The sequence below is a fragment of the Streptomyces sp. AgN23 genome (assembly GCF_001598115.1).
GTDB lineage: Bacteria > Actinomycetota > Actinomycetes > Streptomycetales > Streptomycetaceae > Streptomyces > Streptomyces antimycoticus.
The window spans coordinates 7,477,014-7,501,754 of the sequence record NZ_CP007153.1 but is presented as its reverse complement, the minus strand read 5'-3'; the positions used below and the strand labels follow the sequence as shown (position 1 = coordinate 7,501,754).

14 protein-coding genes, 1 tRNA gene and 1 rRNA gene are annotated in these 24,741 nt (G+C 70.9%); 3 read left to right on the top strand and 13 right to left on the bottom strand.

Going from position 1 to position 24,741, the window contains the following annotated elements; all coding sequences use genetic code 11:
- Positions 1-60: 60 nt before the first annotated feature.
- Together AS97_RS32625 and AS97_RS32620 are read left to right on the top strand one after the other, a co-directional pair.
- Positions 61-4,725, top strand: coding sequence for an ATP-dependent helicase (locus tag AS97_RS32625; RefSeq protein WP_210566137.1), 4,665 nt, complete (start codon positions 61-63; stop codon positions 4,723-4,725).
- Between the two features lie 161 nt (positions 4,726-4,886).
- Complete coding sequence (locus AS97_RS32620; RefSeq protein WP_210566136.1) at positions 4,887-5,693, top strand: Fpg/Nei family DNA glycosylase; 807 nt, start codon at positions 4,887-4,889, stop codon at positions 5,691-5,693.
- On the opposite strand, the gene AS97_RS47770 is transcribed toward AS97_RS32620, so the two are convergent.
- From AS97_RS47770 to AS97_RS32575, 10 genes are all read right to left on the bottom strand, one after another.
- Entirely contained in the window at positions 5,627-5,950 is a 324-nt protein-coding gene (locus AS97_RS47770; protein ID WP_247204560.1) for a hypothetical protein, read from the bottom strand. The two genes, AS97_RS32620 and AS97_RS47770, sit on opposite strands and share 67 nt — an antisense overlap.
- A gap of 341 nt (positions 5,951-6,291) precedes the next feature.
- Positions 6,292-6,774, bottom strand: coding sequence for a DNA starvation/stationary phase protection protein (locus AS97_RS32615; protein WP_059146758.1), 483 nt, complete (start codon positions 6,772-6,774; stop codon positions 6,292-6,294).
- A gap of 139 nt (positions 6,775-6,913) precedes the next feature.
- Positions 6,914-7,300, bottom strand: a complete 387-nt coding sequence (locus tag AS97_RS32610) for a helix-turn-helix transcriptional regulator (RefSeq protein WP_014055327.1) — start codon at positions 7,298-7,300, stop codon at positions 6,914-6,916.
- Positions 7,301-7,409: 109 nt separating this feature from the next.
- A complete protein-coding gene (locus AS97_RS32605; protein ID WP_059146759.1) occupies positions 7,410-7,928 on the bottom strand; it encodes a CinA family protein in 519 nt (172 codons plus the stop codon).
- On the bottom strand, positions 7,925-8,557 hold the full coding sequence (gene pgsA / locus AS97_RS32600; RefSeq protein ID WP_059146760.1) for a CDP-diacylglycerol--glycerol-3-phosphate 3-phosphatidyltransferase: 633 nt from the start codon (positions 8,555-8,557) through the stop codon (positions 7,925-7,927). Before pgsA ends, AS97_RS32605 begins: the two co-directional genes overlap by 4 nt.
- Positions 8,554-10,050, bottom strand: coding sequence for a 30S ribosomal protein S12 methylthiotransferase RimO (gene rimO, locus AS97_RS32595; RefSeq protein WP_079059614.1), 1,497 nt, complete (start codon positions 10,048-10,050; stop codon positions 8,554-8,556). Before rimO ends, pgsA begins: the two co-directional genes overlap by 4 nt.
- A 63-nt stretch (positions 10,051-10,113) precedes the next feature.
- Positions 10,114-10,944, bottom strand: coding sequence for a helix-turn-helix domain-containing protein (locus tag AS97_RS32590; RefSeq protein WP_125756047.1), 831 nt, complete (start codon positions 10,942-10,944; stop codon positions 10,114-10,116).
- 189 nt (positions 10,945-11,133) lie between these two features.
- Positions 11,134-13,953 carry a DNA translocase FtsK gene (locus tag AS97_RS32585; protein WP_086710734.1) on the bottom strand — a complete coding sequence of 940 codons (2,820 nt, stop codon included), beginning with the start codon at positions 13,951-13,953 and terminating at the stop codon, positions 11,134-11,136.
- Positions 13,954-14,129: 176 nt separating this feature from the next.
- Positions 14,130-14,807, bottom strand: a complete 678-nt coding sequence (locus tag AS97_RS32580) for a response regulator (protein ID WP_020868040.1) — start codon at positions 14,805-14,807, stop codon at positions 14,130-14,132.
- A 274-nt stretch (positions 14,808-15,081) separates the two neighbouring features.
- Positions 15,082-20,637 (bottom strand): HAMP domain-containing protein, encoded by a 5,556-nt coding sequence (locus AS97_RS32575; RefSeq protein WP_125756045.1) that lies wholly within the window; start codon positions 20,635-20,637, stop codon positions 15,082-15,084.
- Positions 20,638-20,888: 251 nt separating this feature from the next.
- Between AS97_RS32575 and AS97_RS32570 the strand changes: the two genes are divergently transcribed.
- On the top strand, positions 20,889-23,516 hold the full coding sequence (locus AS97_RS32570; protein ID WP_059146765.1) for a SpoIIE family protein phosphatase: 2,628 nt from the start codon (positions 20,889-20,891) through the stop codon (positions 23,514-23,516).
- 98 nt (positions 23,517-23,614) lie between these two features.
- Here AS97_RS32570 and AS97_RS32565 read toward each other — a convergent pair.
- The 3 genes from AS97_RS32565 to rrf form a co-directional block, all read right to left on the bottom strand.
- Positions 23,615-23,687 (bottom strand) — tRNA-Thr (locus tag AS97_RS32565).
- A 61-nt stretch (positions 23,688-23,748) separates the two neighbouring features.
- Entirely contained in the window at positions 23,749-24,447 is a 699-nt protein-coding gene (locus AS97_RS32560; protein ID WP_059143489.1) for a DegT/DnrJ/EryC1/StrS family aminotransferase, read from the bottom strand.
- A 105-nt stretch (positions 24,448-24,552) separates the two neighbouring features.
- Positions 24,553-24,669: ribosomal RNA gene (gene rrf, locus AS97_RS32555) — 5S ribosomal RNA — on the bottom strand.
- Positions 24,670-24,741 lie beyond the last annotated feature (72 nt).

Below are 24,741 nucleotides of genomic sequence, written 5' to 3'. Positions count from 1 at the left end.
CCGTCCTCCTCTGACCTGCGGCTCCGTCCATTGTCAGTGGCCCGGTGCACGATGGATGGCATGGCAGGCTCGGCGCTCGACGCATTCTCCCCGGCCACCCGCGGGTGGTTCACGGGCGCCTTCACCGCGCCCACGCCCGCGCAGGAGGGCGCGTGGCGGGCGATCGGCGAGGGCTCGGACGTCCTGGTGGTCGCCCCCACCGGCTCGGGCAAGACCCTGGCCGCCTTCCTGGCGGCGCTGGACAATCTGGCCGGTGAGCCGCCGCCCGCCGAGGCGAAGAAGCGCTGCCGGGTGCTGTATGTCTCCCCGCTGAAGGCCCTGGCGGTGGACGTCGAGCGCAATCTCCGCAGCCCGCTGACCGGCATCCGCCAGGAGTCGGTGCGATTGGGCAGGCCCGAGCCGGAGATCCGGGTGGGCACCCGCTCGGGCGACACCCCGGCCGCCGAGCGCCGCGCCCTGGCCACCCGCCCGCCGGACATCCTCATCACCACCCCCGAGTCGCTGTTCCTGATGCTCACCTCCGCCACCCGGGAGGCCCTGCGCGGGGTGGAGACCGTGATCCTGGACGAGGTCCACGCCGTCGCGGGGACGAAGCGGGGCGCCCATCTCGCGCTCTCCCTGGAGCGCCTCGACGAGCTGCTCGATCGCCCCGCCCGGCGCATCGGCCTGTCCGCGACCGTGCGGCCGGTGGACGAGGTGGCGCGGTTCCTGTCGCCGCGGCGCAAGGTGGAGATCGTCCAGCCGCCGTCGGGCAAGGAGTTCGATCTGTCGGTGGTCGTGCCCGTGGAGGACCTGGGCGAGTTGGGCGGCTCCCCCGCCCAGGAGGGCGAGGCGGGTGAGCGGCCGTCGATCTGGCCTCATGTGGAGGAGCGGATCACCGATCTCGTCCAGGCCCATCGCTCCACCATCGTCTTCGCCAACTCCCGCCGGCTGGCCGAGCGGCTGTGCAACCGGCTGAACGAGATCGCCTACGAGCGGGCCACCGGTGAGGCCCTGCCCGAGGACCACTCCCCCGCCGAGCTGATGGCCGAGTCCGGTGCGGCCCGCGGCGCGCCCGCGCTGCTGGCCCGCGCGCACCACGGCTCGGTGTCCAAGGAGCAGCGGGCGCTGGTCGAGGAGGACCTCAAGGCCGGCCGTCTGCCCGCCGTCGTCGCCACCTCCAGCCTCGAGCTCGGCATCGACATGGGCGCGGTCGACCTGGTCGTCCAGGTCGAGTCACCCCCCTCGGTGGCCTCCGGTCTGCAGCGGGTGGGCCGGGCCGGCCACCAGGTGGGCGCGGTCTCCACCGGCGTCGTCTTCCCGAAGTACCGCGGCGATCTGGTGCAGGCCGCGGTGGTCACCGAGCGGATGCGCGAGGGGGCCATCGAATCGCTGCGGGTGCCCGCCAACCCGCTGGACGTGCTCGCCCAGCAGCTGATCGCCATCACCGCCATGGACACCTGGGACGTGGACGAGCTCCTGGCCCTGATCCGGCGCGCCGCGCCGTTCGCCTCGCTCCCGGAGTCGGCCTACACCTCGGTCCTCGACATGCTCGCGGGCCGCTACCCCTCCGACGCCTTCGCGGAGCTGCGGCCGCGCCTGGTGTGGGACCGCGTCGCCCATACGGTCACGGGCCGCCCCGGGGCGCAGCGGCTGGCGGTGACCTCCGGCGGCACCATCCCCGACCGCGGGCTCTTCGGCGTCTTCCTGGCCGGCGCCGACCCCAAGAAGGGCGGCGGCAGGGTCGGCGAGCTCGACGAGGAGATGGTCTACGAGTCGCGGGTGGGCGATGTGTTCACCCTGGGCACCACCTCCTGGCGAATCGAGGACATCACCCGCGACCGGGTCCTGGTCTCCCCCGCCCCCGGCGTCCCCGGCCGGCTGCCCTTCTGGAAGGGCGACCAGCTCGGCCGCCCCCTGGAGCTTGGCCGTGCCCTGGGCGCGTTCCTGCGCGAGGTCGGCGCGCTGCAGCCCGAGGACGCCCGCCTGCGGCTGCTGGCCGCAGGTCTGGACGCCTGGGCCGCCGAGAACGTCATCGGATATCTGGACGAGCAGCGCCGTGCCTGCGGGCATGTGCCGGACGACCGCACGATCGTGGTGGAGCGGTTCCGCGACGAGCTGGGCGACTGGCGGGTGGTGGTCCACTCCCCCTTCGGCGCGCAGGTCCATGCCCCCTGGGCGCTCGCCCTGGGCTCCCGCCTCTCCGAGCGGTACGGCATCGACGCCCAGGTCATGCACGCCGACGACGGCATCGTGCTGCGGCTGCCCGACGCCGATCTGATGGGGCTCGACCTCCTCGACGCCGACCCGATGCGCCAGGGCGTGGAGTACGACACCGATCAGTCCCCGGTGGGCGCGGCCGATGTCGCGTTCGACAAGGGCGAGATCAACCAGATCGTCACCGACCAGGTCGGCGGTTCGGCGCTGTTCGCCTCCCGGTTCCGTGAATGTGCCGCCCGCGCGCTGCTGTTGCCCCGCCGCGACCCCGGCAAGCGCACCCCGCTGTGGCAGCAGCGCCAGCGCGCCGCCCAGCTCCTTCAGGTGGCGAGTGAGTTCGGTTCCTTCCCGATCGTCCTCGAAGCCGTCCGCGAATGCCTCCAGGACGTCTTCGACGTCCCTGGCCTCGCCGACCTGATGGGCGACATCGAAGCCCGCCGGGTCCGGTTGGTGGAGGTGACCACCCCCGAGCCGTCCCCCTTCGCCCGCTCGCTGCTCTTCGGCTATGTGGCGCAGTTTCTCTACGAGGGCGACTCCCCGCTCGCCGAGCGCCGCGCCGCAGCCCTCTCCCTCGACGCACGGCTGCTGGCCGAGCTCCTGGGCCAGGCCGAGCTGCGCGAGCTGCTCGACGCCGACGTCCTGGCCGAGCTGGAGCACGAGCTGCAGTGGCTCACCGAGGACCGCCGGATCAAGGACGCCGAGGGCGTCGCCGACGTCCTGCGGCTGCTCGGCCCGCTCACCGCCGCCGAGTTGGCCGAGCGCGGTGCCGAGCCCGGGTGGGCCGAGGACCTGGCCGGGGCCCGGCGCGCCATCCGGGTCCGGATCGCGGGCGAGGACCACTGGGCCGCGGTGGAGGACGCGGGGCGGCTGCGGGACGCGCTCGGCACGGCGCTGCCGGTCGGCGTCCCCGAGGCGTTCACCGAACCGGTCAAGGACCCCCTGGGCGATCTGCTGGCCCGCTTTGCCCGCACCCACGGCCCGTTCACCTCGGCGCAGGCCGCCGCCCGCTTCGGCCTCGGCGTGACCGTCACGGAGGGCGCCCTGCACCGCCTGGCCGCCGACGGCCGCGTCGTCCAGGGCGAATTCCATCCCTCGGGCATCGGCCAGGAGTGGTGCGACGCCGCCGTGCTGCGCCGGCTGCGGCGCCGCTCCCTGGCCGCGCTGCGCCATGAGCTGGAGCCCGTGCCGCCCCCGGCTCTCGCCGCGTTCCTCCCGCAGTGGCAGCATCTGGGCACCCACAGTCTGCGCGGTATCGACGGGCTGGTGCGCGCGATCGAGCAGCTCCAGGGCGCGCCCGTGCCCGCCTCCGCCCTGGAGAAGCTGGTTCTGCCGTCCCGGGTGAGCGATTACTCCCCCACGATGCTCGACGAGCTCGCCGCCTCCGGGGAGGTCGTCTGGGCCGGGGCGGGAGCGCTGCCGGGGAAGGACGGCTGGGTCACCCTGCACCTGGCCGACACCGCCCCGCTGCTCCTCCACACCCCGCACCCCCTTGAGCCGGGCCCTCTCCACCAGGCCGTCCTCGACTCCCTGGCCGGGGGGTACGGGCTGTTCTTCCGCCAGATCGCCGAGCAGGCCCGCGCCGCCGGGCACGAGTTCCAGGATCCCCAGCTCGCCGAGGCCCTGTGGGACCTGGTCTGGTCCGGCCGGGTCACCGGTGACACCCTCACCCCGCTGCGCTCCCTGCTGGGCTCGGGCCGTACGGCGGGCTCCACCGCCCACCGCGCCAAGCGCACGGTCCCCCGAGGGCGCTACGGCGGCCTTACGGGCCGCACCGGCCGCCCCACGGCATCGCGCAACGGCCCGCCCACCGTCGCCGGGCGCTGGTCCCTGCTGCCGGAGCGCGAGACCGAGCCCACCCACCGTGCCCACGCCCTGGCCCGGACCCTGCTCGACCGGCACGGCGTGGTCACCCGCGGAGCGGTCGCCGCCGAGGGCGTCGAGGGCGGTTTCTCCGCCGCCTATCGGGTGCTGTCCGCGTTCGAGGAGACCGGCCAGGCGCGCCGCGGCTATGTGGTCGAGGGTCTCGGCGCCGCCCAGTTCGCGATGGACGGTGCGGTGGACCGGCTGCGCGCGGTCAGCACGGCCCGCGACCGCACGGCGGCCCCCGCCTTCGACGGACAGCGGGGGCAGTCCCGGCGCGCCTTCGTGCTCGCATCGGCCGACCCCGCCAATGCCTACGGCGCCGCGCTCCCCTGGCCCGATCCGCCCGCGGACGCGGGCCACCGGCCGGGCCGTAAGGCGGGAGCGATGGTGGTGCTCGTCGACGGAGAGCTGGCGCTCTATATGGAGCGGGGCGGCAAGACCCTGCTCGCCTGGCCCTCGGGCGAGGCCGAGTCCGCCTCCCCCGAGGACGACGTCCGGCTGTGGACGGCGGTGGAGTCGCTGGCCGAGTCCGCCCGCGCGGGTGCGCTCGGCTCCGTCACCGTCGAGCGTGTCAACGGCGCCCAGGCGCTCTCGTCCCCGATCGGCAAGCTCCTGGAATCAGCGGGCTTCCACCCGACCCCGCGGGGCTTCCGGCTGCGTCCCTGATCGCCGGCGCCCTCGGCCCCACACGGCTCCCCACCGCACATGGCGTTCTCACCCCACGTGGGGTCCCCGCTCCCCCTGGCGACCTTGATCCAACGGGCACTCCGCACCGGACGGAGACTGAGCACTCCCACGTGTCCGCCCCCGCGGGCATCATGGATGCCATGCCCGAAGGAGACACCGTCTGGCAGACCGCACAGCGCCTGCACCAGGCCCTCGCCGGTTCTCCGCTCACCCGCAGTGATCTGCGCGTCCCCCGCCTGGCGACCGTCGACCTCACCGGCCGCCACGTCCTCGAGGTCGTGCCGCGCGGCAAGCATCTGCTGACCCGTGTCGAGGGCGGGCTGACCCTCCACTCCCATCTGCGGATGGACGGATCCTGGCAGGTGTACGGGCCGGCCGAGCGATGGCGTGGCGGCCCGCACCACCAGATCCGGGCCATCCTCGCCACCGCCGACCGCGCCGCCGTCGGCTACCGCCTCCCCGTCCTCGAACTGCTCCGCACCGGCGACGAGGACCGGGTCGTCGGCCATCTCGGCCCCGATCTCCTCGGCCCCGACTGGGATCCGGACGAGGCGCTGCGCCGGCTGCTCGCCGATCCGTCCCGGCCCCTGGGCGAAGCGCTGCTGGACCAGCGGAATCTCGCCGGGATCGGCAATGTCTACAAGTCCGAGCTGTGCTTTGTACTGCGTGTCTCGCCCTGGCTGCCGATCGGTGAGGTGTCCTCCCCCGAGCGCCTGGTGGCCCACGCCAAAAAGCTTCTGGAGGCCAACAGGAACCGGCGCGCCCGAGTCACCACGGCCGAGCCGCGCCCCGACCGCCGGCTGTGGGTGTACGGGCGCCCGGGGCGGCCCTGTCTGCGCTGCGGTACGCCGGTGCGCGCCGCCGACCAGGGCCGTGCGGGTCAGGAGCGCTCGACCTTCTGGTGCCCGAGCTGCCAGACGGGACCGCAGGGTCCCGCCCCGTCCTGACGCGGAGGGCCTCCCCTGCGGGCGCCGGGAGGGCCTCCCCTGCGGGCGCCGCCCCTTCTGGGCGAGGGACCACAGTGCACCGGCAGCAGGCTCAGCCCCCAGCCGCCGACCGCCAACGCCCCCTCCACCGGCCCGGCCTCTCCCGGCTGTATCGCCAGCCGCAGCACGGACCACCACCAGACACCGCCCAGAGCGAGCGCGAGCACCCACCGGACCGGCCTGAGGCCCTGGGCGTCGGCCCCTCCGACGGCTGCCATGACTGCCTCCTTCGGCGACGCTAGACGCCTGTTCGCATACGGCGGGAGGGCGCACAGGAAGCACGTCGGCGCGTGTCGGACACTCGCGATCCCCCCAGTGTGCCCAGCCGGGCCAAGCCGCGCACCCAGAGCGGGCCGCCGAGCCGAAACACCCGGTCGAAGGGGCAGAAAAGAACATCGCCCGGCGTCGGGGCGGGCCGACCGCCACGGTCGCCCGCCCCAAAGCCGGGCTGTCACCCGCCCCGGCGCCCAGTCGGCCTCAGCTCGCCCGGGGCCCGGGTCAGCGCCTCAACCAGCACCTCAGCCGACGCCTCGGGCCCGCCCGGGCCCGGATCAGCGCCTCAGGCTCGATGGCCGCCGTTCTCGGCCTGGAACATCCAGTGATGCTTCTCCAGGTCACGGGTGAGCTCGATGAGAATGTCCTGGGTCACCGGATCCGGTTCATCGGTCGCGCGGATCCGCTCCCGCATGCGCGTGATCACCGCTCCAAGGGCGTCCACGAGCGTCGTGATGGCCTGGGTGTCCTCGGTCCAGCCGTCCTTGACCGTGGCCACACCGCTGGTCGCGGCGACCGTCTGAGCCCGTCCGTCCGGTGCCACCCCGAGCGCCGAGGCCCGCTCCGCCACGGTGTCGGCATGATCCCTGGTCGTCGCCACGACCTCGTCGAGCTGCAAATGGATCGTGCGGAATCGCGGGCCCACGACCGTCCAGTGGATCTGCTTGCCCACCAGATGGAGGTCGACGAGATCGACGAGGGCGCCTTGCAGCGCGTCAGCGACGACCTTGAGGTGCTCCTCCGGCAGCGGGCTCCTCACCACAGACATCCGGTTCCTCCTGTTCGACCGTTTGGCCCCCCTTGATTACCTCTCTCCATGTGGGGTGACCCGAATCCGGCCGGACAAACATCGAGGTCCCGGCCGGTATGGCTACCGGCCGGGACCTCGAAGAGCTCTGGTCAGGCCCTCAGGCCGCCACCACGTCCACGGCTTCCTTGGGCGACTTGATGGTCACCCGCTCCTCCGGAACGCCCGTCACGGACGTCACAGAGACGGGATTGAGCACGGGCCGCATGGGCGCCGGGACCTTCTCGGTGGTCGACGCGGCCGACTCTGCCAGTTCGGCGAGCGACAGCTCGTCGCTGACCTCGCGCATGACCTGCGACATCCGCACCTCAAGGGCGTCGCAGATCGCCGACAGCAGCTCGGATGAGGCTTCCTTCTGACCGCGCTCGACCTCTGACAGATAGCCGAGCGACACCCGGGCGGAGGAGGAAACCTCGCGCAGAGTACGGCCCTGGCGCTGGCGCTGCCGGCGCAGCACGTCACCCAGCAGGCGACGGAGCAGAATCATCGCTGGCTCCCTCCTCGGACCTCGGATCCGGATCCTTCACGCCCCACCGTACCGCCTCGGGCTGCGCCCGTGCGGGGAGCGATGTCGTGTTCACTCAGGGCTGCAAACATCAAAACTCGTCGTGTTGTTCCGTATCCTTTGCCCCTGCTGTCGCGATCAATTCGCTGAACAGCAGCTTGACTGCGGCGCGGACGGTCTGTCCGCGAATTCCGGCGCGGTCTCCTTCGAGCCGCAGCGCTGCCGCGGCCACCGCCTCCGAGGGCCCCGCGACCGCCACATGAACGGTGCCCACGGGCTGGCCGTCCTGCGGTGTGGGACCGGCCACACCGGTGGTGGCCACGCCCCAGTCCGCGCCCAGCGCACGCCGTACGCCGCGGGCCATCTGCCGGGCCACCTCGGCGTCGACCGCGCCGCGCTCGGCCAGCAGCGCCCCGTCCACGCCCAGCAGCTCGTGCTTGACGTCGGTGGCGTACGCCGTCACCGAGCCCCGGAAGGAACGGGAGGCGCCGTCCACCGCGGTCAGCTCGGCCGCCACCAGACCGCCGGTGAGCGATTCGGCGACGGCCAGGGTCTGCCCGCGCCGCTCCAGCAGCGCCAGCACCTCGGCCGCCGTTCCGTCGCCGCTCACCTCGTGGCCTCCTCCGTCGCCCGGCCCGCCCGGCGCAGCACGATCGCCTGCCGGACGTAGTCGAGGCCGGTGACCACGGTAAGGATCACGGCCACGGCCATCACCCAGAACCGCAGCGTGGCCAGCGGCCCGGTGAGCGCCAAGATGTACATCCCGACGGCGGTGCCCTGCGCGAGCGTCTTCAGCTTTCCGCCCCGGCTGGCCGGAATGACCCCGATCCGGATCACCCAGAACCGCATGAGTGTGATTCCGATCTCACGGAAGAGGATCACCCCCGTCACCCACCAGGGGAGGTCGGACAGGGCCGACAGACAGATCAGCGCCGCGCCCATGATCGCCTTGTCCGCGATCGGATCGGCGATCTTCCCGAAGTCGGTGACCAGGTTGTACCGGCGGGCCAGATGACCGTCGAAGAGATCGGTGATCATCGCGATGGCGAACGCCGCCCACGCGACGGAGCGCCACACCGGGTCGTACCCGCCATTGTGCAGCATCAACAACACGAACCCGGGCACCAGGAGCAGCCGCACCATGGTGAGGATATTGGCGATGTTCCACAAACCGGCGGGCCTGACAGCGGCGGCCGGACGGCGGTGACCTCCCGCGGCGGAGGCCGGGACACCCGTCATCTGTCCGCCTTCCCGGTGGGCTCGCCGACACCCTGCCGCTCCAGCGGCTCAAGCGGCTCCGCGACGAGGTCCACTCCCTCCGTCGCGATCACCTTCGCTTCGACCATACGGCCGACCTCCGGCTCCGCGTCGGTACTGAGCAGCGTCTGGCCGTCGGTCTCCGGCGCCTGGTGGGCGCCACGGCCCAGGACTGCCCCGGTGTCGTCGATCTCCTCCACCATCACCTCGACCACCTCGCCGAGCCGCTCCTCCGCCCGCTGGGCGGTCAGCTCCTCCGCGAGCCGCGAGACGCGCTCCAGGCGCTCGGCGACCACCTCGGGGTCGACCTTGTTCTCGTAACCGGCGGCCTCGGTACCGTCCTCGTCCGAGTACCCGAAGACGCCGATGGCGTCCAGCCGCGCCTCACTGAGGAAGCGCTCCAGCTCGGCCAGGTCGTCCTCGGTCTCGCCGGGGAAGCCGACGATGAAGTTCGACCGGGCACCGGCCTGGGGCGCCTTGCCTCTGATCGTCTCGAGCAGCTCCAGGAACCGGTCGGTGTCGCCGAAGCGGCGCATGGCGCGCAGCACCCCGGGCGCCGAGTGCTGGAAGGACAGATCGAAGTAGGGCGCGACCTTCTCGGTCGAGGTGAGCACGTCGATCAGCCCGGGGCGCATCTCGGCGGGCTGCAGATAGCTGACCCGGATCCGCTCGATGCCGTCCACCGCGGCCAGCTCCGGCAGCAGCGTCTCCAGCAGCCGGATGTCCCCGAGGTCCTTGCCGTACGAGGTGTTGTTCTCGGAGACCAGCATGATCTCCTTCACCCCCTGCTCGGCCAGCCAGCGGGTTTCGCCCAGCACATCGGAGGGGCGGCGCGAGATGAAGGAGCCGCGGAAGGACGGGATGGCGCAGAACGAGCAGCGCCGGTCGCAGCCGGAGGCCAGCTTCACCGAGGCGACCGGGCTGCTGTCCAGTCTGCGGCGCAGCGGGGCCCGCGGCCCGGAGGCCGGGGCCACCCCCTCGGGCAGGTCCTCGGGCGCGGTGTCCTGGGCGTGGCCGGGCAGCGCCACCGAGGCGGCGTCCTGCCGCTCGGCGGGGCTGATCGGCAGCAGCTTGCGGCGGTCGCGAGGGGTGTGGGAGGCGTGGACGCCACCGGCGAGGATGGTTCGCAGCCGGTCGGAGATGTCGGCGTAGTCGTCGAAGCCGAGCACCCCGTCGGCCTCGGGCAGCGCCTCCGCGAGCTCCTTGCCGTACCGCTCGGCCATGCAGCCGACGGCCACCACGGCCTGGGTGCGGCCGTGGTCCTTCAGGTCGTTCGCCTCCAGCAGGGCGTCGACCGAGTCCTTCTTGGCGGCCTCCACGAAGCCACAGGTGTTGACGACGGCGACGTCCGCCTCGGTGGCTTCCTCGACGAGCTCCCAGCCGTCCGCCGCCAAGCGGCCTGCGAGCTCCTCCGAGTCCACCTCGTTACGGGCGCAGCCAAGGGTGACAAGGGCGACAGTGCGGCGTTCGGGCATGGGGTCAGACTACTTCGTCCCCACGACAGCCCCCGCTGGCAGGGCTCCCGGTCTTGCTGTGGCTCAGCCCGCTTCGGGGTCTCCCTTGGTGTAGCTCAGCCGCTGGACAGCCCCGCTGGTGCCCACGTTCTTCACTTCCTTGCCGTTCACGAACAGCTTGATCGCCCCGGCGTTGCCCAGCACCAGGTCGATGCGCCTGCTGTCGCTGAAGGTCTTGGAGTCGCCCTCGCGCAGCACGCCCTCCTCGATCAGCCGGCCGTTGTGATCCTGGGCGGAGACCCAGCTCTGGCCGCCCTCGGCGGTCAGCTTGACGGTGACCTTGTCCGCCGGGACGCCCGCGATGGCGCTGTCGGACGGGTTGGGCTTGTTCGGGGTGGCGGGCTTGGAGGGGGCGGCGCTGTTGGTGGGCGCGGAGGCGCTGGGCTTGGGCGAGGCGGGGTCGTCGGCGACCGTCGAGCCGTCGCCGTTGCCGCCCCTGAAAAGAGTGAAGCCCACGAATCCGACGACGGCGACGATCGCCGCGACCATCGCGGCCGTCCAGTTGGGGCGCCGGGGCTCGGGGCGGATCCGCTCGGCCTCGAACAGCGGCGCCGGTGCGGTCGGCGTGGGCCGGCCGCCGTGTTCGGCGTCGAACTGTGCGATCAGGGACTCCGGATCGCAGCCCACGGCGCGCGCGAGCACACGGATGTGTCCGCGGGCGTAGACATCGCCGCCGCAGCGCGAGAAATCGTCCTGCTCGATGCCCCGCACGATGGGGGTGCGCACCCGGGTGGAGGAACTGACCTCTTCGACGGTCAGCCCCGCGGAGATCCGGGCCTGCTGGAGGGCGCGACCGATGGAAACCCGGTCGTCTTCGGGGGAGTTGCCGTCTTCGGGAAGGTTGCCGATGGACACGGGGGCGCCTTTCGAGCGTGAGCCACCTGCCGGAGGTTCAGTCTAGGGGTGGGGCGAAAGGGTCGGGCAAGCGGGAGGACGGAGTTTGTCCGCCATCGGGATTGCCGTTCGATCACGATTCTGGGGTCTCACTCCGCCACCTCCCTCAACTTGACGTTTCGGTAGGGGAAACGGTTGCCCGCCAAACCCTTATGAGTGAGCCTTACCGCGGATCACGTCGAGCACGCCATCCAATTCATCCGGCTTGACGAGCACATCGCGCGCCTTGGATCCCTCGCTCGGGCCGACCACGCCCCGCGACTCCATGAGATCCATCAGCCGCCCCGCCTTGGCGAAACCCACCCGCAGCTTGCGCTGCAGCATCGAGGTCGAGCCGAACTGGGTGGAAACCACCAGCTCAGCGGCCTGGCAGAGCAGATCGAGATCATCGCCGATCTCCTCGTCGATCTCCTTCTTCTTCGACGAGCCGACCGTCACGTCCTCGCGGAAGACCGGTGCCATCTGCGCCTTGCAGTGCGCGACCACCGCCTCGACCTCGGCCTCGGTGACATAGGCGCCCTGCATCCGGGTGGGTTTGTTCGCGCCCATCGGCAGAAAGAGGCCGTCGCCCTTGCCGATCAGCTTCTCGGCGCCGGGCTGGTCCAGGATGACGCGGCTGTCGGCCAGCGAGGAGGTGGCGAAGGCGAGCCGTGAGGGCACATTGGCCTTGATCAGACCGGTGACGACGTCCACGGAGGGCCGCTGGGTGGCCAGCACCAGGTGGATACCGGCCGCGCGTGCCAGCTGTGTGATCCGCACGATCGAGTCCTCGACATCCCGCGGTGCGACCATCATCAAATCGGCCAGCTCGTCGACGATCACCAGCAGATACGGATAGGGCTTGAGCTCCCGCTCGCTCCCCTCGGGCTCCTTCACCTTCCCCTTGCGGACCGCCGCGTTGAAGTCGTCGATATGGCGGAAGCCGTAGGCCGCGAGGTCGTCATAGCGAAGATCCATCTCCCGCACGACCCACTGGAGCGCCTCGGCGGCACGCTTGGGGTTGGTGATGATCGGTGTGATCAGATGCGGAATGCCCTCGTAGGCGGTCAGCTCCACCCGCTTGGGGTCGACCAGCACCATCCGCACATCGTCCGGAGTGGCCCGGGCCATGACCGACGTGATCAGGCAGTTGATGCAGGACGACTTGCCGGAACCGGTCGCGCCCGCCACCAGCACATGCGGCATGGTGGCCAGATTGGCCGCCACATAGCCGCCCTCGACGTCCTTGCCCAGCCCGACGAGCATCGGATGGTCGTCGCCGACGGAGTCCGCCGAGCGCAGCACATCGCCCAGGTTGACCATCTCGCGGTCGCTGTTGGGGATTTCGATGCCCACGGCCGACTTGCCGGGGATCGGGCTGATGATCCGCACATCGGGGCTGGCGACCGCGTAGGCGATGTTCTTGGTCAGCGCGGTGATCCGCTCGACCTTGACGGCCGGGCCCAGTTCCACCACATAGCGGGTGACCGTCGGGCCGCGGGTGAAGCCGGTGACGGCGGCGTCCACCTTGAACTCCGTGAACACCTTCGTCAGCGAGTCCACGACGGCGTCGTTGGCCGCGCTGCGGGTCTTGCCGGGACCGCCGCGCTCCAGCAGCTCGAGCGAGGGCAGGGAGTAGGTGATGTCGCCGGAGAGTTGCAACTGCTCGGCGCGCGGCGGCAGCGGCTCGCTCGTCTCGGTCACGGGCCGGGTGAGGTCGGGGACCTGGGCCGGGTCCGCTTCGCCGGCTCCGTCCGTACGGCCCCCGGCCGCGGCCTTGCCCCTGGCGCCGCCCTTCCCGGAGTCCTTGTCGGCGTCGCGCGCGACCGGCACCCCGCCGCTCGCGGCCCCGTCCTCACGCCCGCCCGAAATCCCGCTGCTGAGCCCGGCGACGAGCGGCGAGGGCTGCACACCGTGCAGCACGGCCCCGTCCAGCGAGGCGGCGGCCGCGGCCGCCACGTCCACGGCGTCCATGGGCCGGTCCAGCGGCTGTCCCGCGGACGACGAGCGGCGCGAGCGCCGGCGCTTGCGCAGCGCGTCCTCCTCGGCCCGCTCCGGGCCTCCGGCACCGTCCGGGTCCTCTTTGGCGAGCGAGGTCCTGCGAGCGCCTCTGGCAGGCGTCTCGCGCCATTCGTCGGCGTACTCCCCCGCGTCGTATCCGGCCTCCGACGCGTACGCGTCCTCGTCGTCCCGCACCAGGCCGAGCCGGACGCCGAGCTGCCGCAGCCGCTGCGGAATGGCGGCGACCGGCGTCGCGGTGACCACCAGCAGTCCGAAAACGGTGAGCAGTACCAGCAGCGGTACGGCCAGTACGTCGCCCATCAGGTAGATCAGCGGCCGGGACACCGCCCAGCCGATCAGGCCGCCCGCGTCCTGTATCGCCTCGGTGCCCTGGCCGCGCCCCGGGGCGCCGCAGGCGATGTGGACCTGCCCCAGGACGCCGATGACGAGCGCCGAGAGCCCGATGACGATCCGCCCGTTGGCCTCCGGCCGCTCCGGGTGGAGGAACAACCGGGCGGCGATGGTGCCCAGCAGTATCGGCACCACCAGGTCGAGACGGCCGAAGGCGCCGGTGACCAGCATCTCGACCAGACTGCCGACCGGCCCGTCCAGATTGGACCAGGTGCCCGCCGCGACGATCAGGGCGAGGGCGAGCAGCAGCAGGGCGCTGCCGTCCTTACGGTGGGCGGGGTCGAGTCCCTTGGCGCCGCGCCCTATGCCGCGGAACATCGCCGCGACGGCACGCGCCATGCCCATCCACACGGCGCGCACGGCGCGGTACACGCCGCTGGTGGGATTTGGCGCGGGAGGCGGCGCCACCTTCTTCGCCGCGGCCTTCTTCGCGGGCGCGGCGGCCTTCCTGGCGGGTGCCTTCTTCGCGGGCGGCCGCTTGGCGGGTGCCTTCTTCGCAGCGCCTCCGGACTGCCCGGCGCGCTTCTTCGAGGTGCCCGCCGTGCTCTGGGAACCCTTGCCGGACGTACGAGAAGCCATGGAGGCGAGATTACCCGCGTCCGCCGTACGGAGCACGCATGGCGGGGGTATCAGGCGCCACGGACGTCACATCGGTGCCGCTGCACCGTGGGGACGGTGAGGCGGCCGTGACGGCGCGTCAAAGTGCGGGTGACCGGTCGGCGATGACCGACCGACGGTGACGGTGGGGTGACCGCTCAATTCTGCGAGGGGACCTGGCCGGCCCCGCTGCCCGCGCCCGGCTCCAGCGCGTCCAGCGCCCGCCGCAGTCCGGTCAGCTTGCGCTCCAGATGGGCCGCGGTGGCCACGGCGGCGGCATCGGCCGACTCGTCCAGCTGCTTGGAGAGCGCCTCGGCCTGCTCCTCGACGGCGGCGAGCCGCGCGGACAGCTCGGCGAGCAGCCCAGCCGACTCCTTGGCCTCACCGGCGGCGGGCTGACCGCCCTCCAACTGCAGCCGCAGCAGCGACGCCTGCTCCCGCAGCTGGCAGTTCTTCATGTACAGATCCACGAAGACCGAGACCTTGGCTCTGAGCACCCAGGGGTCGAAGGGCTTGGAGATGTAGTCCACCGCGCCGGCCGCATAGCCCCGGAAGGTGTGGTGGGGGCCGTGGTTGATCGCCGTGAGGAAAATGATCGGGATGTCACGGGTCCGCTCCCGGCGCTTGATGTGTGCCGCGGTCTCGAATCCGTCCATGCCCGGCATCTGGACGTCCAGCAGAATCACCGCGAAGTCGTCCGTCAGCAGCGCCTTGAGCGCTTCCTCCCCTGACGATGCCCGCACCAGGGTCTGATCGAGCGCGGAGAGAATGGCCTCCAGCGCCAGCAGATTCTCCGGCCGGTCATCGACCAGGAGGATCTTGGCCTTCTGCACCATGCCCCGTCCTCCTCGTCCCGGCTTGGGGTCTCCCCAGCTCGAAGAGCTGAGGGAAGCACCGGGCGCCGCCCCAGGGGACGACTCCCTTGCGCCGCCCGTCCTTGTGCCGGTCATGGTAGCCGCACCCCGCTGTTCGCCACACCCTGTCACCGCGATGTCACTGTGCACGTAGCAGAAACGCGGTGGAAGACCAGAAGGTTCCCCGAATACCGCGTTCCCACACGTGTTCGGCGACACTCAGTCAACACCACGGCCGCCCCGAGCGTGCCGCGGGTCACTCAGTCGACATCCAGTGCTCCATCACGGTAAGGAGATGATCGGTGTCGACCGGCTTGGTGACGTAGTCCGACGCGCCCGCTTCGATGCTCTTCTCCCGGTCGCCCTTCATCGCCTTCGCGGTGAGGGCGATGATCGGCAGCCCGGCGAACTGGGGCATCCGGCGGATCGCGGCCGTCGTGGCGTAGCCGTCCATCTCCGGCATCATGATGTCCATCAGGACGAGCACGACATCGTCGTGCTGCTCCAGGACCTCGATGCCCTCCCGGCCGTTCTCCGCGTACAGGACCTGCAGCCCGTGCTGCTCCAGCACGCTGGTCAGCGCGAAGACATTACGGATGTCGTCGTCGACGATCAGCACCTTCTCGCCGTGGAAGCCACCCACCGGCTCTGGGGCCACCAGGTCCTGGCCGCCCAGCAGCCACGGCTCGGGGGCCTGCGACTGCCGTCCCGGGCGGCGGCCGGACGACGGGGCGATCAGCTCCGCCTGCGGCGGTGCCTGCTCCCCGTCGGCCCGCGACGCCTCCTGCTCGGCCCGCTGACGCCGCCGGAACAGCCCGGAGCCGCCACGGCCGCGCGCCGCCGAGGAAGCGCCGGAGGCGTCCTGTGTGCCCTCCTGCTCCGCCCCGGCCCCGTTCTCCGCGGTCTCCTCCGCGCCGCTGGGGAGCGCCGCGAGTGCCAGCGGGCCCGGCCCCGAGCTGCTCGGGGCGAGCTGCGGGTAGCCCTGGGGCGGCAGCTCGCTGGGGTGCAGCGGCAGATAGAGCGTGAAGGTCGAGCCGCGGCCCGGTTCGCTGGCCGCGTGGATCTCGCCGCCGAGCAGCCGGGCGATCTCCCGGCTGATGGACAGGCCGAGTCCGGTGCCGCCGTACTTCCGGCTGGTGGTGCCGTCGGCCTGCTTGAACGCCTCGAAGATCACCCGCATCTTGCTGGCCGCGATGCCGATACCGGTGTCGGTGACCGAGAAGGCGATCATGTCGGCGTCCGCGTCGCGCAGGGCGCCGTGCTCCAGCAGCTGCTCCCGGATGGCATGCGGCACATCCGCGCCCGCCGGCCGGATGACCAGCTCCACCGCGCCGCTGTCGGTGAACTTCACCGCGTTGGACAGCAGGTTGCGCAGCACCTGCAGCAACCGCTGCTCGTCGGTGTGCAGCGTCGCCGGAAGCTCCGGCGACACCCTTACGGAGAAGTCCAGGCCCTTTTCCGCGGTCAGCGGCCGGAAGGTGGCCTCCACATAGTCGACGAGCTGGACCAGGGCGATACGGGTCGGGCTGACGTCCATCTTGCCCGCCTCGACCTTCGACAGGTCCAGGATGTCGTTGATCAGCTGCAGCAGGTCCGAGCCCGCGCCGTGGATGGTCTCGGCGAACTCCACCTGCTTCGGCGAGAGATTGCCGTCGGCGTTGTCGGCGAGCAGCTTGGCCAGGATCAGCAGGGAGTTGAGCGGCGTGCGCAGCTCATGCGACATGTTCGCCAGGAACTCGCTCTTGTAGCGCATCGAGACCGCGAGCTGCTCGGCGCGCTCCTCGAGCACCTGCCGGGCTTCCTCGATCTCGGTGTTCTTGACCTCGATGTCGCGGTTCTGGCGGGCCAGCCGCTCGGACTTCTCCTCCAGCTCCGCGTTGGACGCCTGGAGGGCCTTCTGCCGGTTCTCCAGCTCTGCGGACCGCTCGCGCAGCTGCTCGGTCAGCTCCTGCGACTGCTTCAGCAGCACCTCGGTCTTGGTGTTGACGCTGATGGTGTTGACGCTGGTACCGATCATCTCGGCGATCTGGTTGAGGAAGTCCTTCTGGATCTGGGCGAAGGGCTGGAACGAGGCCAGCTCGATCACGCCCAGCAGCTGCCCCTCGAAGAGCACCGGCAACACGATCACATGGGCCGGAGCCGCCTCGCCGAGCCCCGAGGCGATCTTGAGATAGCCCGGTGGCACGTTCTCCACCAGGATCGGGCGCTTCTCCTCGGCGACCGTGCCGATCAGCGTCTCCCCGGCCTTGAAGCGCGTGGGCATCGAGCCGAGGGTGTAGCCGTAAGAGCCGACCAGCAGCAGTTCGTAGCCGTCGTCGGAGGTACTGTCCGCGACCACCTCGGTGCCCTCGCCCGGCGGTACGGCCAGGAAGAACGCGCCGTGCTGGGCGGAGACCACCGGGGTCAGCTCGCTCATGATCAGCCGGGCGACGTCCTCCAGGTCGCGCCGTCCCTGCATCAGACCGGAGATCCGGGCAAGGTTGCCCTTGAGCCAGTCCTGCTCCTTGTTGGCGAGCGTCGTCTCGCGCAGGTTGGCGATCATGGTGTTGATGTGGTCCTGGAGGACCTGGATCTCGCCCGAGGCGTCCACATCGATCTTGAGGTTGAGATCGCCACGGGTCACCGCGGTGGCGACCTCGGCGATGGCGCGCACCTGACGGGTCAGGTTGCCGGCCATCTCGTTCACCGACTCGGTCAGGTCCTTCCAGGTGCCGGCCACGTCCCGCACCCGCGCCTGGCCGCCCAGCTGCCCCTCGGTGCCCACCTCACGGGCCACCCGGGTCACCTGGTCGGCGAACGACGAGAGCTGGTCCACCATCGTGTTGATGGTCGTCTTCAGCTCGAGGATCTCGCCGCGCGCCTCGATGTCGATCTTCTTGGTCAGATCACCCTGGGCGATGGCCGTGGTGACCATCGCGATGTTGCGGACCTGTCCGGTCAGGTTGGACGCCATCGAGTTCACGGACTCGGTGAGGTCCTTCCACGTCCCCGAGACGCCGGGCACCCGCGCCTGGCCGCCCAGGATGCCGTCCGTGCCCACCTCACGGGCCACGCGGGTGACCTCGTCGGCGAACGAGGACAGCGTCGTCACCATCGTGTTGACGGTGTCGGCCAGCGCCGCGACCTCGCCGCGCGCCTCGACCGTCACCTTCTTCGTCAGATCGCCGTTGGCGACCGCGGCCGAGACCTGCGAGATGTTCCGCACCTGGATGGTCAGGTTGTTGGCCATCAGGTTGACGTTGTTGCTCAGGTCCTTCCAGATACCGGTCACGCCCGGAACCCGCGCCTGACCGCCCAACTGCCCCTCGGTACCCACCTCACGGGCCACCCGGGTCACCTGCTCGGCGAACGACGACAGCTGGTCCACCATCGTGTTCACGGTGGTGACCAGCTCCAGGATCTCGCCCTTGGCATCGACGGTGATCTTCTTCGACAGATCGCCCTTGGCGACCGCCGTCGTCACCTCCGCGATCGAACGCACCTGAGACGTCAGGTTGTTGGCCATGCTGTTGACCGACTGGGTGAGGTCCTTCCACGTCCCGGAGACACCCTGCACCTCGGCCTGGCCGCCCAACTGGCCCTCGGTGCCCACCTCGCGGGCGACCCTGGTGACCTCCTCCGCGAAGGACGACAGCTGGTCGACCATCGTGTTCAGGGTGTTCTTCAGCTCCAGGATCTCGCCGCGCGCATCGACGTCGATCTTCTGGGAGAGGTCACCGCGCGCGACCGCCGTGGCGACCTGCGCGATATTGCGCACCTGGGCGGTCAGATTGCCCGCCATGCCGTTCACCGAGTCGGTCAGATCGCGCCATACGCCCGCCACACCGGGCACCTGCGCCTGACCGCCCAGCCGGCCGTCCGTACCCACTTCACGGGCGACGCGGGTCACCTGCTCGGCGAAGGCGGAGAGCTGGTCGACCATCGTGTTGATGGTGTTCTTCAGCTCCAGGATCTCGCCGCGCGCGTCCACCTCGATCTTCTGTGACAGATCGCCGCGCGCGACCGCCGTCGTCACCTGGGCGATACCGCGCACCTGCGCCGTCAGGTTCCCGGCCATGGAGTTGACGGAGTCGGTCAGGTCCTTCCAGACGCCGCTGACCCCGTCCACCCGGGCCTGGCCGCCCAGCCGGCCCTCGGTGCCCACGTCCCGCGCCATCCTGGTGACCTGGTCGGCGAACGAGGACAGCTGGTCCACCATGGTGTTCACGGTGTTCTTCAGCTTGAGCATCTCACCGGAGACATCGACGGTGACCTTCTGCGACAGATCGCCGTTCGCCACCGCCGTCGTCACCTGCGCGATGTTGCGCACCTGTCCGGTGAGGTTCCGGAAGGCCGTGTTCACCGAATCGGTGAGGTCCTTCCACGTTCCCGCCGCACCCGGCACCTGTGCCTGGCCGCCCAGCTCGCCCTCGACGCCGATCTCCCGGGCGACCCTTGTCACCTCGGCACCGAAGGACTGCAGCTGGTCGACCATCGTGTTGGTGGTGTTCTTCAGCTCCAGCATCTCGCCGGCCACATCCACGGTGACCTTCTGCGACAGATCGCCGTTCGCCACCGCCGTCGTCACCTGCGCGATGTCCCGCACCTGCGCGGTGAGGTTCCGGAACGCGGTATTCACCGAATCGGTGAGGTCCTTCCACGTCCCCGCCGCACCCGGCACCTGCGCCTGACCGCCCAGCAGCCCCTCGGCGCCGACCTCGCTGGCCACCCGCGTGACCTCGTCCGCGAAGGTGCGCAGCGTCTCGGTCATGGTGTTGATCGTGTCGGCCAGCTGCGCGACCTCGCCGCGTGCGCTCACCGTCACCTTCTGCGACAGATCGCCGCTGGCGACCGCCGTGGTGACCTGTGCGATTCCGCGCACCTGCGCGGTCAGGTTCCCCGCCATGAGGTTGACGGAGTCGGTCAGGTCCTTCCAGACGCCCGCGACACCCGGGACCTTGGCCTGGCCGCCGAGCTCGCCCTCGGTGCCCACCTCACGGGCGACCCGGGTCACCTCGGAGGCGAACGAGGAGAGCTGGTCCACCATCGTGTTGACGGTTTCCTTCAGCTCGAGCATCTCCCCGGACACATGAACCGTGACCTTCCGGGACAGATCCCCCTTCGCCACCGCCGTCGTCACGAGAGCGATATCACGCACCTGGGCGGTGAGACGGGAGGCCATCGTATTGACGGACTCCGTGAGGTCCTTCCACGAACCCGACATTCCACGCACTCGGGCCTGGCCACCCAGCTTGCCCTCGGTCCCGACCTCACTCGCGACCCGCGTCACCTCGTCGGTGAACGCGGAGAGCTGGTCCACCAGGCCGTTGACCGTGCGCCCCACCTTCAGGAACTCGCCCCGCAGGGGATGCGCCGATCCATCGGCGCCCTGCGCCCGCAGGTCCATACGCTGCTCGAGATCGCCCTCGGCGACCGCCGACAGCACCCGGCCCACCTCGGACACCGGCCGTACAAGATCGTCCACCAGCGCATTGGACGCGTCAATGGCCGCGGCCCACTGGCCCTCACAGGCGCCGGTCTCCAGCCGCTCGGTCAGCTTGCCCTCGCGGCCGACCACCCGCCGCACCCGGGTCAGCTCACCGGTGAGCTGCAGATTGCGATCCGCGACCTCGTTGAAGACCGCGGCGATCTCGGCCATCACGCCCTCGCCCGAGACCGTGAGCCGCTTGCGGAAGTTTCCGTCCCGCATGGCTGTCATCGCGGTCAGCAGCCGGTTCAGGGCCGCCGTATCCACTTCAGTCGTCCCATTGCTCCGGGACCGTCCGCCTTTCGCGCGCGTATTCGTGCCCCGCGCCGCTGCGCCAGACTCCACCGTGTCCCTCCCGCAGGGTTGACCATCCTCGTCGGGTTCTTCTTCCAGCTTCCCCAGTGTTTCACCATGCCCCAACCAGGCCATAACAGTTCGGCAGCATCCCACACCCTCGAACGCCCACTCTGGGGGGAATCGAGGCCGACCGGCATTCGCGCGGGCGCCGGTGGTAAGTAACCTGGCAACCGGCCAGGGCATCGGAGGGGCGCTGCGACATGGGTGAGCAGTTCGCCGAGACACATATGAGGAGACCTGTGATCACCGCGCGGGCAGCCGCCACTTTCGAGCCGGTGGGACGCTCGGTCGCCGCCGCCCGCACTTTTGTCCGGGACACCCTCCAGGGGTGGGGCCTCACCGACATCGTGGACGACGCCGTCGTCCTGACCAGCGAACTTGTCACCAACGCGGTGGTGCACGCCGGTACCACCGCCGATGTGGCCTGCATCCGCGCCGACACCGGCGTGCGCGTCGAGGTGGCCGACCGCTACCCCGAGCGCGAGGTTCCACTGCAGAACAACGGCGGCCATCACTTCGGAAACCCCGACCGCGAGGGCGGCCGCGGTCTGCTGCTGTGCGCGGCCCTCGCCGGCCGCTGGGGCGTCGAGTACACCGCGACTCACAAGCAGGTCTGGTTCCATCTCGATTTCCCCGACCGCCCGGCCGGAACCCGAGCGGCCGGGCCCGCCCTGCCCTCCAGCGCCCTGCCCATCGCCGACGCCCGAGTCCGGGTCGGAGTCGTCCAGGTCGACAGCAGCGGTCTGATCAGCGCCTGGAACGACGACGCTCAGGAGCTGTTCGGCTACCCATCGGAGCAGGTCATCGGCAAGCCGCTGACCGACCTCGCCGCATGGCCCCACACCCCCGGCACCGGCACCGGCGTCGCCGAGGCGCTCCTCCTCTCGCGCTGGGAGGGCTCCTACGGCATCCGCGGCGCCGACGGCCGGGTCGCTCCCGTCTACGCCTCCCATCTGCGTATCCGCGATGCCGAGGGCGAGCCGTCCACCGTCTGTCTGCTGGTGCGCGAACGCGAGCGCGCCGTACTGCAGAGTCCGATGCGCGGTGCGAACGTCGACACCGCCGACACCTCTGATCGGGGCCAGGCCACCGACGCCTTCGAGGTGTTCATCGGCTCCCCGGCCCCCGACGACCTCGACGGTCTGCTCCAGCGCACCGTCGAGCGGGCCCGCGACATGCTCGACGGCGACGCCGCCTATCTGCTGCTCGCCACCGACGACGAGACCGAGTTGGAGGTCCGCGCCTCCACCGGGCTGCCCTCCGCCCGCCAGCGCTTCGCCCGCGTCCCCGTCGAAGCGGGCACCGGGCGCTACGGCTCGGCCCGGATGCCCGCCGTCCACGAGGACCTGTCCGCGGTGCCCGGCGCCGTTCCACTGCTGGTGAACACGGGGATGCGCTCCGTCGTCACCGTCCCGCTGAAGGTCGAGGGCCGGCTCACCGGCTCGCTCGGCGTCGCCGCCGAGTCCCCCGCCCGCTACAGCAACGAAGAGGCCCTGCGGCTGCAGTTCGCCGCCGACCGCATCGCCCTCGCCGTCGAGCGCGCCCGCCTCACCGAGCTGGAGCGGCTGCGCCGTGGCTCCCTGTCCTTCCTCGTCGAGGCGTCCGATCTCCTCGCGGGCACCCTGGACCGCGATCAGACGCTGGCGCTGATGGCCCAGATGACCGTGCCCACGCTGGCCAGTTGGTGCGCCGTCTATACGGTCGCCGACCAGGCGTCCGAGCCCGAGCTGTCGTACGTCCTGCACGAGGACGAGGACCGCATCGACGGGCTCAAGGCCCTGCTGATGAAGATCGACCCACCGGAGCAGGTCCCCACCGGAGGGGCCCGCAGCTGGTCCGGCCCCTACGACGCGGCCCACGCCGCCGCTCTGCGCACCTCGCTGCGCAGCCTCAGCCTCGGCGATTCCGCCCGCCCCTCCTCCGGCCCCGGCGCCTCGCTCGCGACCGCCTCCGCGGTCGGCGGGGAGACGGTCGTGCTGCCCCTGGTGGCCCGTAACCGCGTCATCGGCATGCTCATCCTCGGCAAGCCCACCGACGAGCACTTCCGCCAGGAGAACCTGGAGCTCGCCGAGGACCTCTCCCGCCGGGCCGCGCTCGCGCTGGACAACGCGCGGCTCTACTCGGAGCGCACCGCCATCAGCCAGTCCCTGCAGCGCAGCCTGCTGCCGCCCGAGCAGCCCGAGGTCCCCGGAGTCGAGGTCGAGGTCATCTACCGCGCGGCGGGCGAGGGCAATGAGGTCGGCGGCGACTTCTACGACCTCTTCCCGATCCGCGACGGGGCGTACGGCTTCGCCATCGGCGATGTCTGCGGCACCGGTCCGGAGGCCGCCGCGGTCACCGGGCTCGCCCGGCACGCCCTGCGGCTGCTCGCCCGCGAGGGTTTCGGGGGCCCGGCGGTCCTGGAGCGACTCAACGCGGCCATCCTCGACGAGGGCGCCCGCAGCCGCTTCCTGACCCTCCTCTACGGGGAGTTGTGGCCGCAGCACGACGGCAGCGCGGTGCTCAAGGTCGTCTGCGCCGGACACCCCCTGCCGCTCCGGCTACGCCAGGACGGCAGCGTGGAGGCGGCGGCCGAGCCCCAGCCGCTGCTGGGCGTCATGGAGGACCTCGAGCTGTACGAGCAGACGGTGACGCTCGCCCCGGGCGATGTGCTGCTGTGCGTCACCGACGGTGTGACGGAGCGGCGCGAGGGCACCAGGATGCTCGGCGACGACGGCCTGATCGACGTCCTCACGACCTGTACCGGCCTTACGGCGGGCGCGGTGGCCGCCCGGGTGCTGCGGGCCGTCGAGCGCTTCGCGGCGGAGCCCCCGTCGGACGACATGGCGATCCTGGCGATGCGCGTCCCCGAGCCCGCCGACTCCTGAGGCGGGCGGCCGGGGGCGCCCCCGGCGCGATGCCCGGACATGACGAAGCCCGGACATGACGAAGGCCCCCGCCATATGGCGGGGGCCTTTCGCAGGAGAGCCCCAATACGGAATCGAACCGTAGACCTTCTCCTTACCATGGAGACGCTCTGCCGACTGAGCTATTGGGGCGCGTCGACGGGATAGATCATACCCGAACTCGGGTGCGCTCCCGACCACTCGCCCCCGTGCCTCAAGCGGCTGACTGCAGCAGCCCGCCCAGCGCGTTGCAGGCCGAGACCACGCGCTGCAACTCCCGCCGCGACATGGTCGGATCGACGGGCAGCGCCAGGCATTCATCGGCCGCCCGCTCGGTCTCCGCGAGCCACAGATCGCGCCGGAAGCGCGCGGTGCGGTGCGCGGGGGTCTGTACGGGCACATGGCATACGACGCCGCGAGAACGCAGCGTGCGGGCGAAGGCGTCCCGGTCCGGCCGGCCATTGCCGGGGACCCGAACGACGTACTGCTGATAGGTGTGTTCCACGCCGGGCGCGACCAGCGGCGTGAGAACACCGCGCAACTTTCCGTCCAAGTAGGCCGCGTTGGCCTGCCGCCGCAGAATCTCCCCGGCGGACTCAGCGGCCGACCCGTATCCGATCACCAGCACCCCGTGCCGCCGGCCCAGGTCGGTGAGGGCCGCCATGTCGGCGGGATGTCCGAAGGTATGAATGGCCACGATGGCCGCGGTCCGGGGCGTCAGCGCCTCGGCCACCACGGCCGGGTCTATGCAGTAGGTATGGGCGTCAATGTCCACGAACACCGGCCTGGCGCCGACCAGCAGCACCGCTTCGGCGGCCTCGGGAGTGCCGTAGGACGGCACGATTACCTCGTCGCCCGGCCGCACCCGCGCCCGGGTCAACTCATGCAGCAGCTCATCCGTAGGTGTCCCCATGAGCGGCATGTTGCCCAGGCAACATGAACACCGAGTAGCCCACAACACAACAGCAGAAGAGCCCTGCCAGTGACCGAAGTCCCGGCAGGGCTCTCTGCAATATTTGTTCGGCGGTGTCCTACTCTCCCACAGGGTCCCCCCTGCAGTACCATCGGCGCTGAAAGGCTTAGCTTCCGGGTTCGAAATGTAACCGGGCGTTTCCCTAACGCTATGACCACCGAAACACTATGAAACAGACACCGGAACCACACCCCAAACAAGAGGGGGGTTCAATACGGTTCATTGCTTCAGAAC

Excerpts from the sequence above, each read along its gene's own strand:
- AS97_RS32625 (WP_210566137.1), top strand. The coding sequence starts at position 61 with ATGGCAGGCTCGGCGCTCGACGCATTCTCCCCGGCCACCCGCGGGTGG.
- AS97_RS32620 (WP_210566136.1), top strand. The coding sequence starts at position 4,887 with ATGCCCGAAGGAGACACCGTCTGGCAGACCGCACAGCGCCTGCACCAG.
- AS97_RS47770 (WP_247204560.1), bottom strand. The coding sequence starts at position 5,950 with ATGGCAGCCGTCGGAGGGGCCGACGCCCAGGGCCTCAGGCCGGTCCGG.
- AS97_RS32615 (WP_059146758.1), bottom strand. The coding sequence starts at position 6,774 with ATGTCTGTGGTGAGGAGCCCGCTGCCGGAGGAGCACCTCAAGGTCGTC.
- AS97_RS32610 (WP_014055327.1), bottom strand. The coding sequence starts at position 7,300 with ATGATTCTGCTCCGTCGCCTGCTGGGTGACGTGCTGCGCCGGCAGCGC.
- pgsA (WP_059146760.1), bottom strand. The coding sequence starts at position 8,557 with ATGACGGGTGTCCCGGCCTCCGCCGCGGGAGGTCACCGCCGTCCGGCC.
- rimO (WP_079059614.1), bottom strand. The coding sequence starts at position 10,050 with ATGCCCGAACGCCGCACTGTCGCCCTTGTCACCCTTGGCTGCGCCCGT.
- AS97_RS32585 (WP_086710734.1), bottom strand. The coding sequence starts at position 13,953 with ATGGCTTCTCGTACGTCCGGCAAGGGTTCCCAGAGCACGGCGGGCACC.
- AS97_RS32580 (WP_020868040.1), bottom strand. The coding sequence starts at position 14,807 with ATGGTGCAGAAGGCCAAGATCCTCCTGGTCGATGACCGGCCGGAGAAT.
- AS97_RS32560 (WP_059143489.1), bottom strand. The coding sequence starts at position 24,447 with ATGGGGACACCTACGGATGAGCTGCTGCATGAGTTGACCCGGGCGCGG.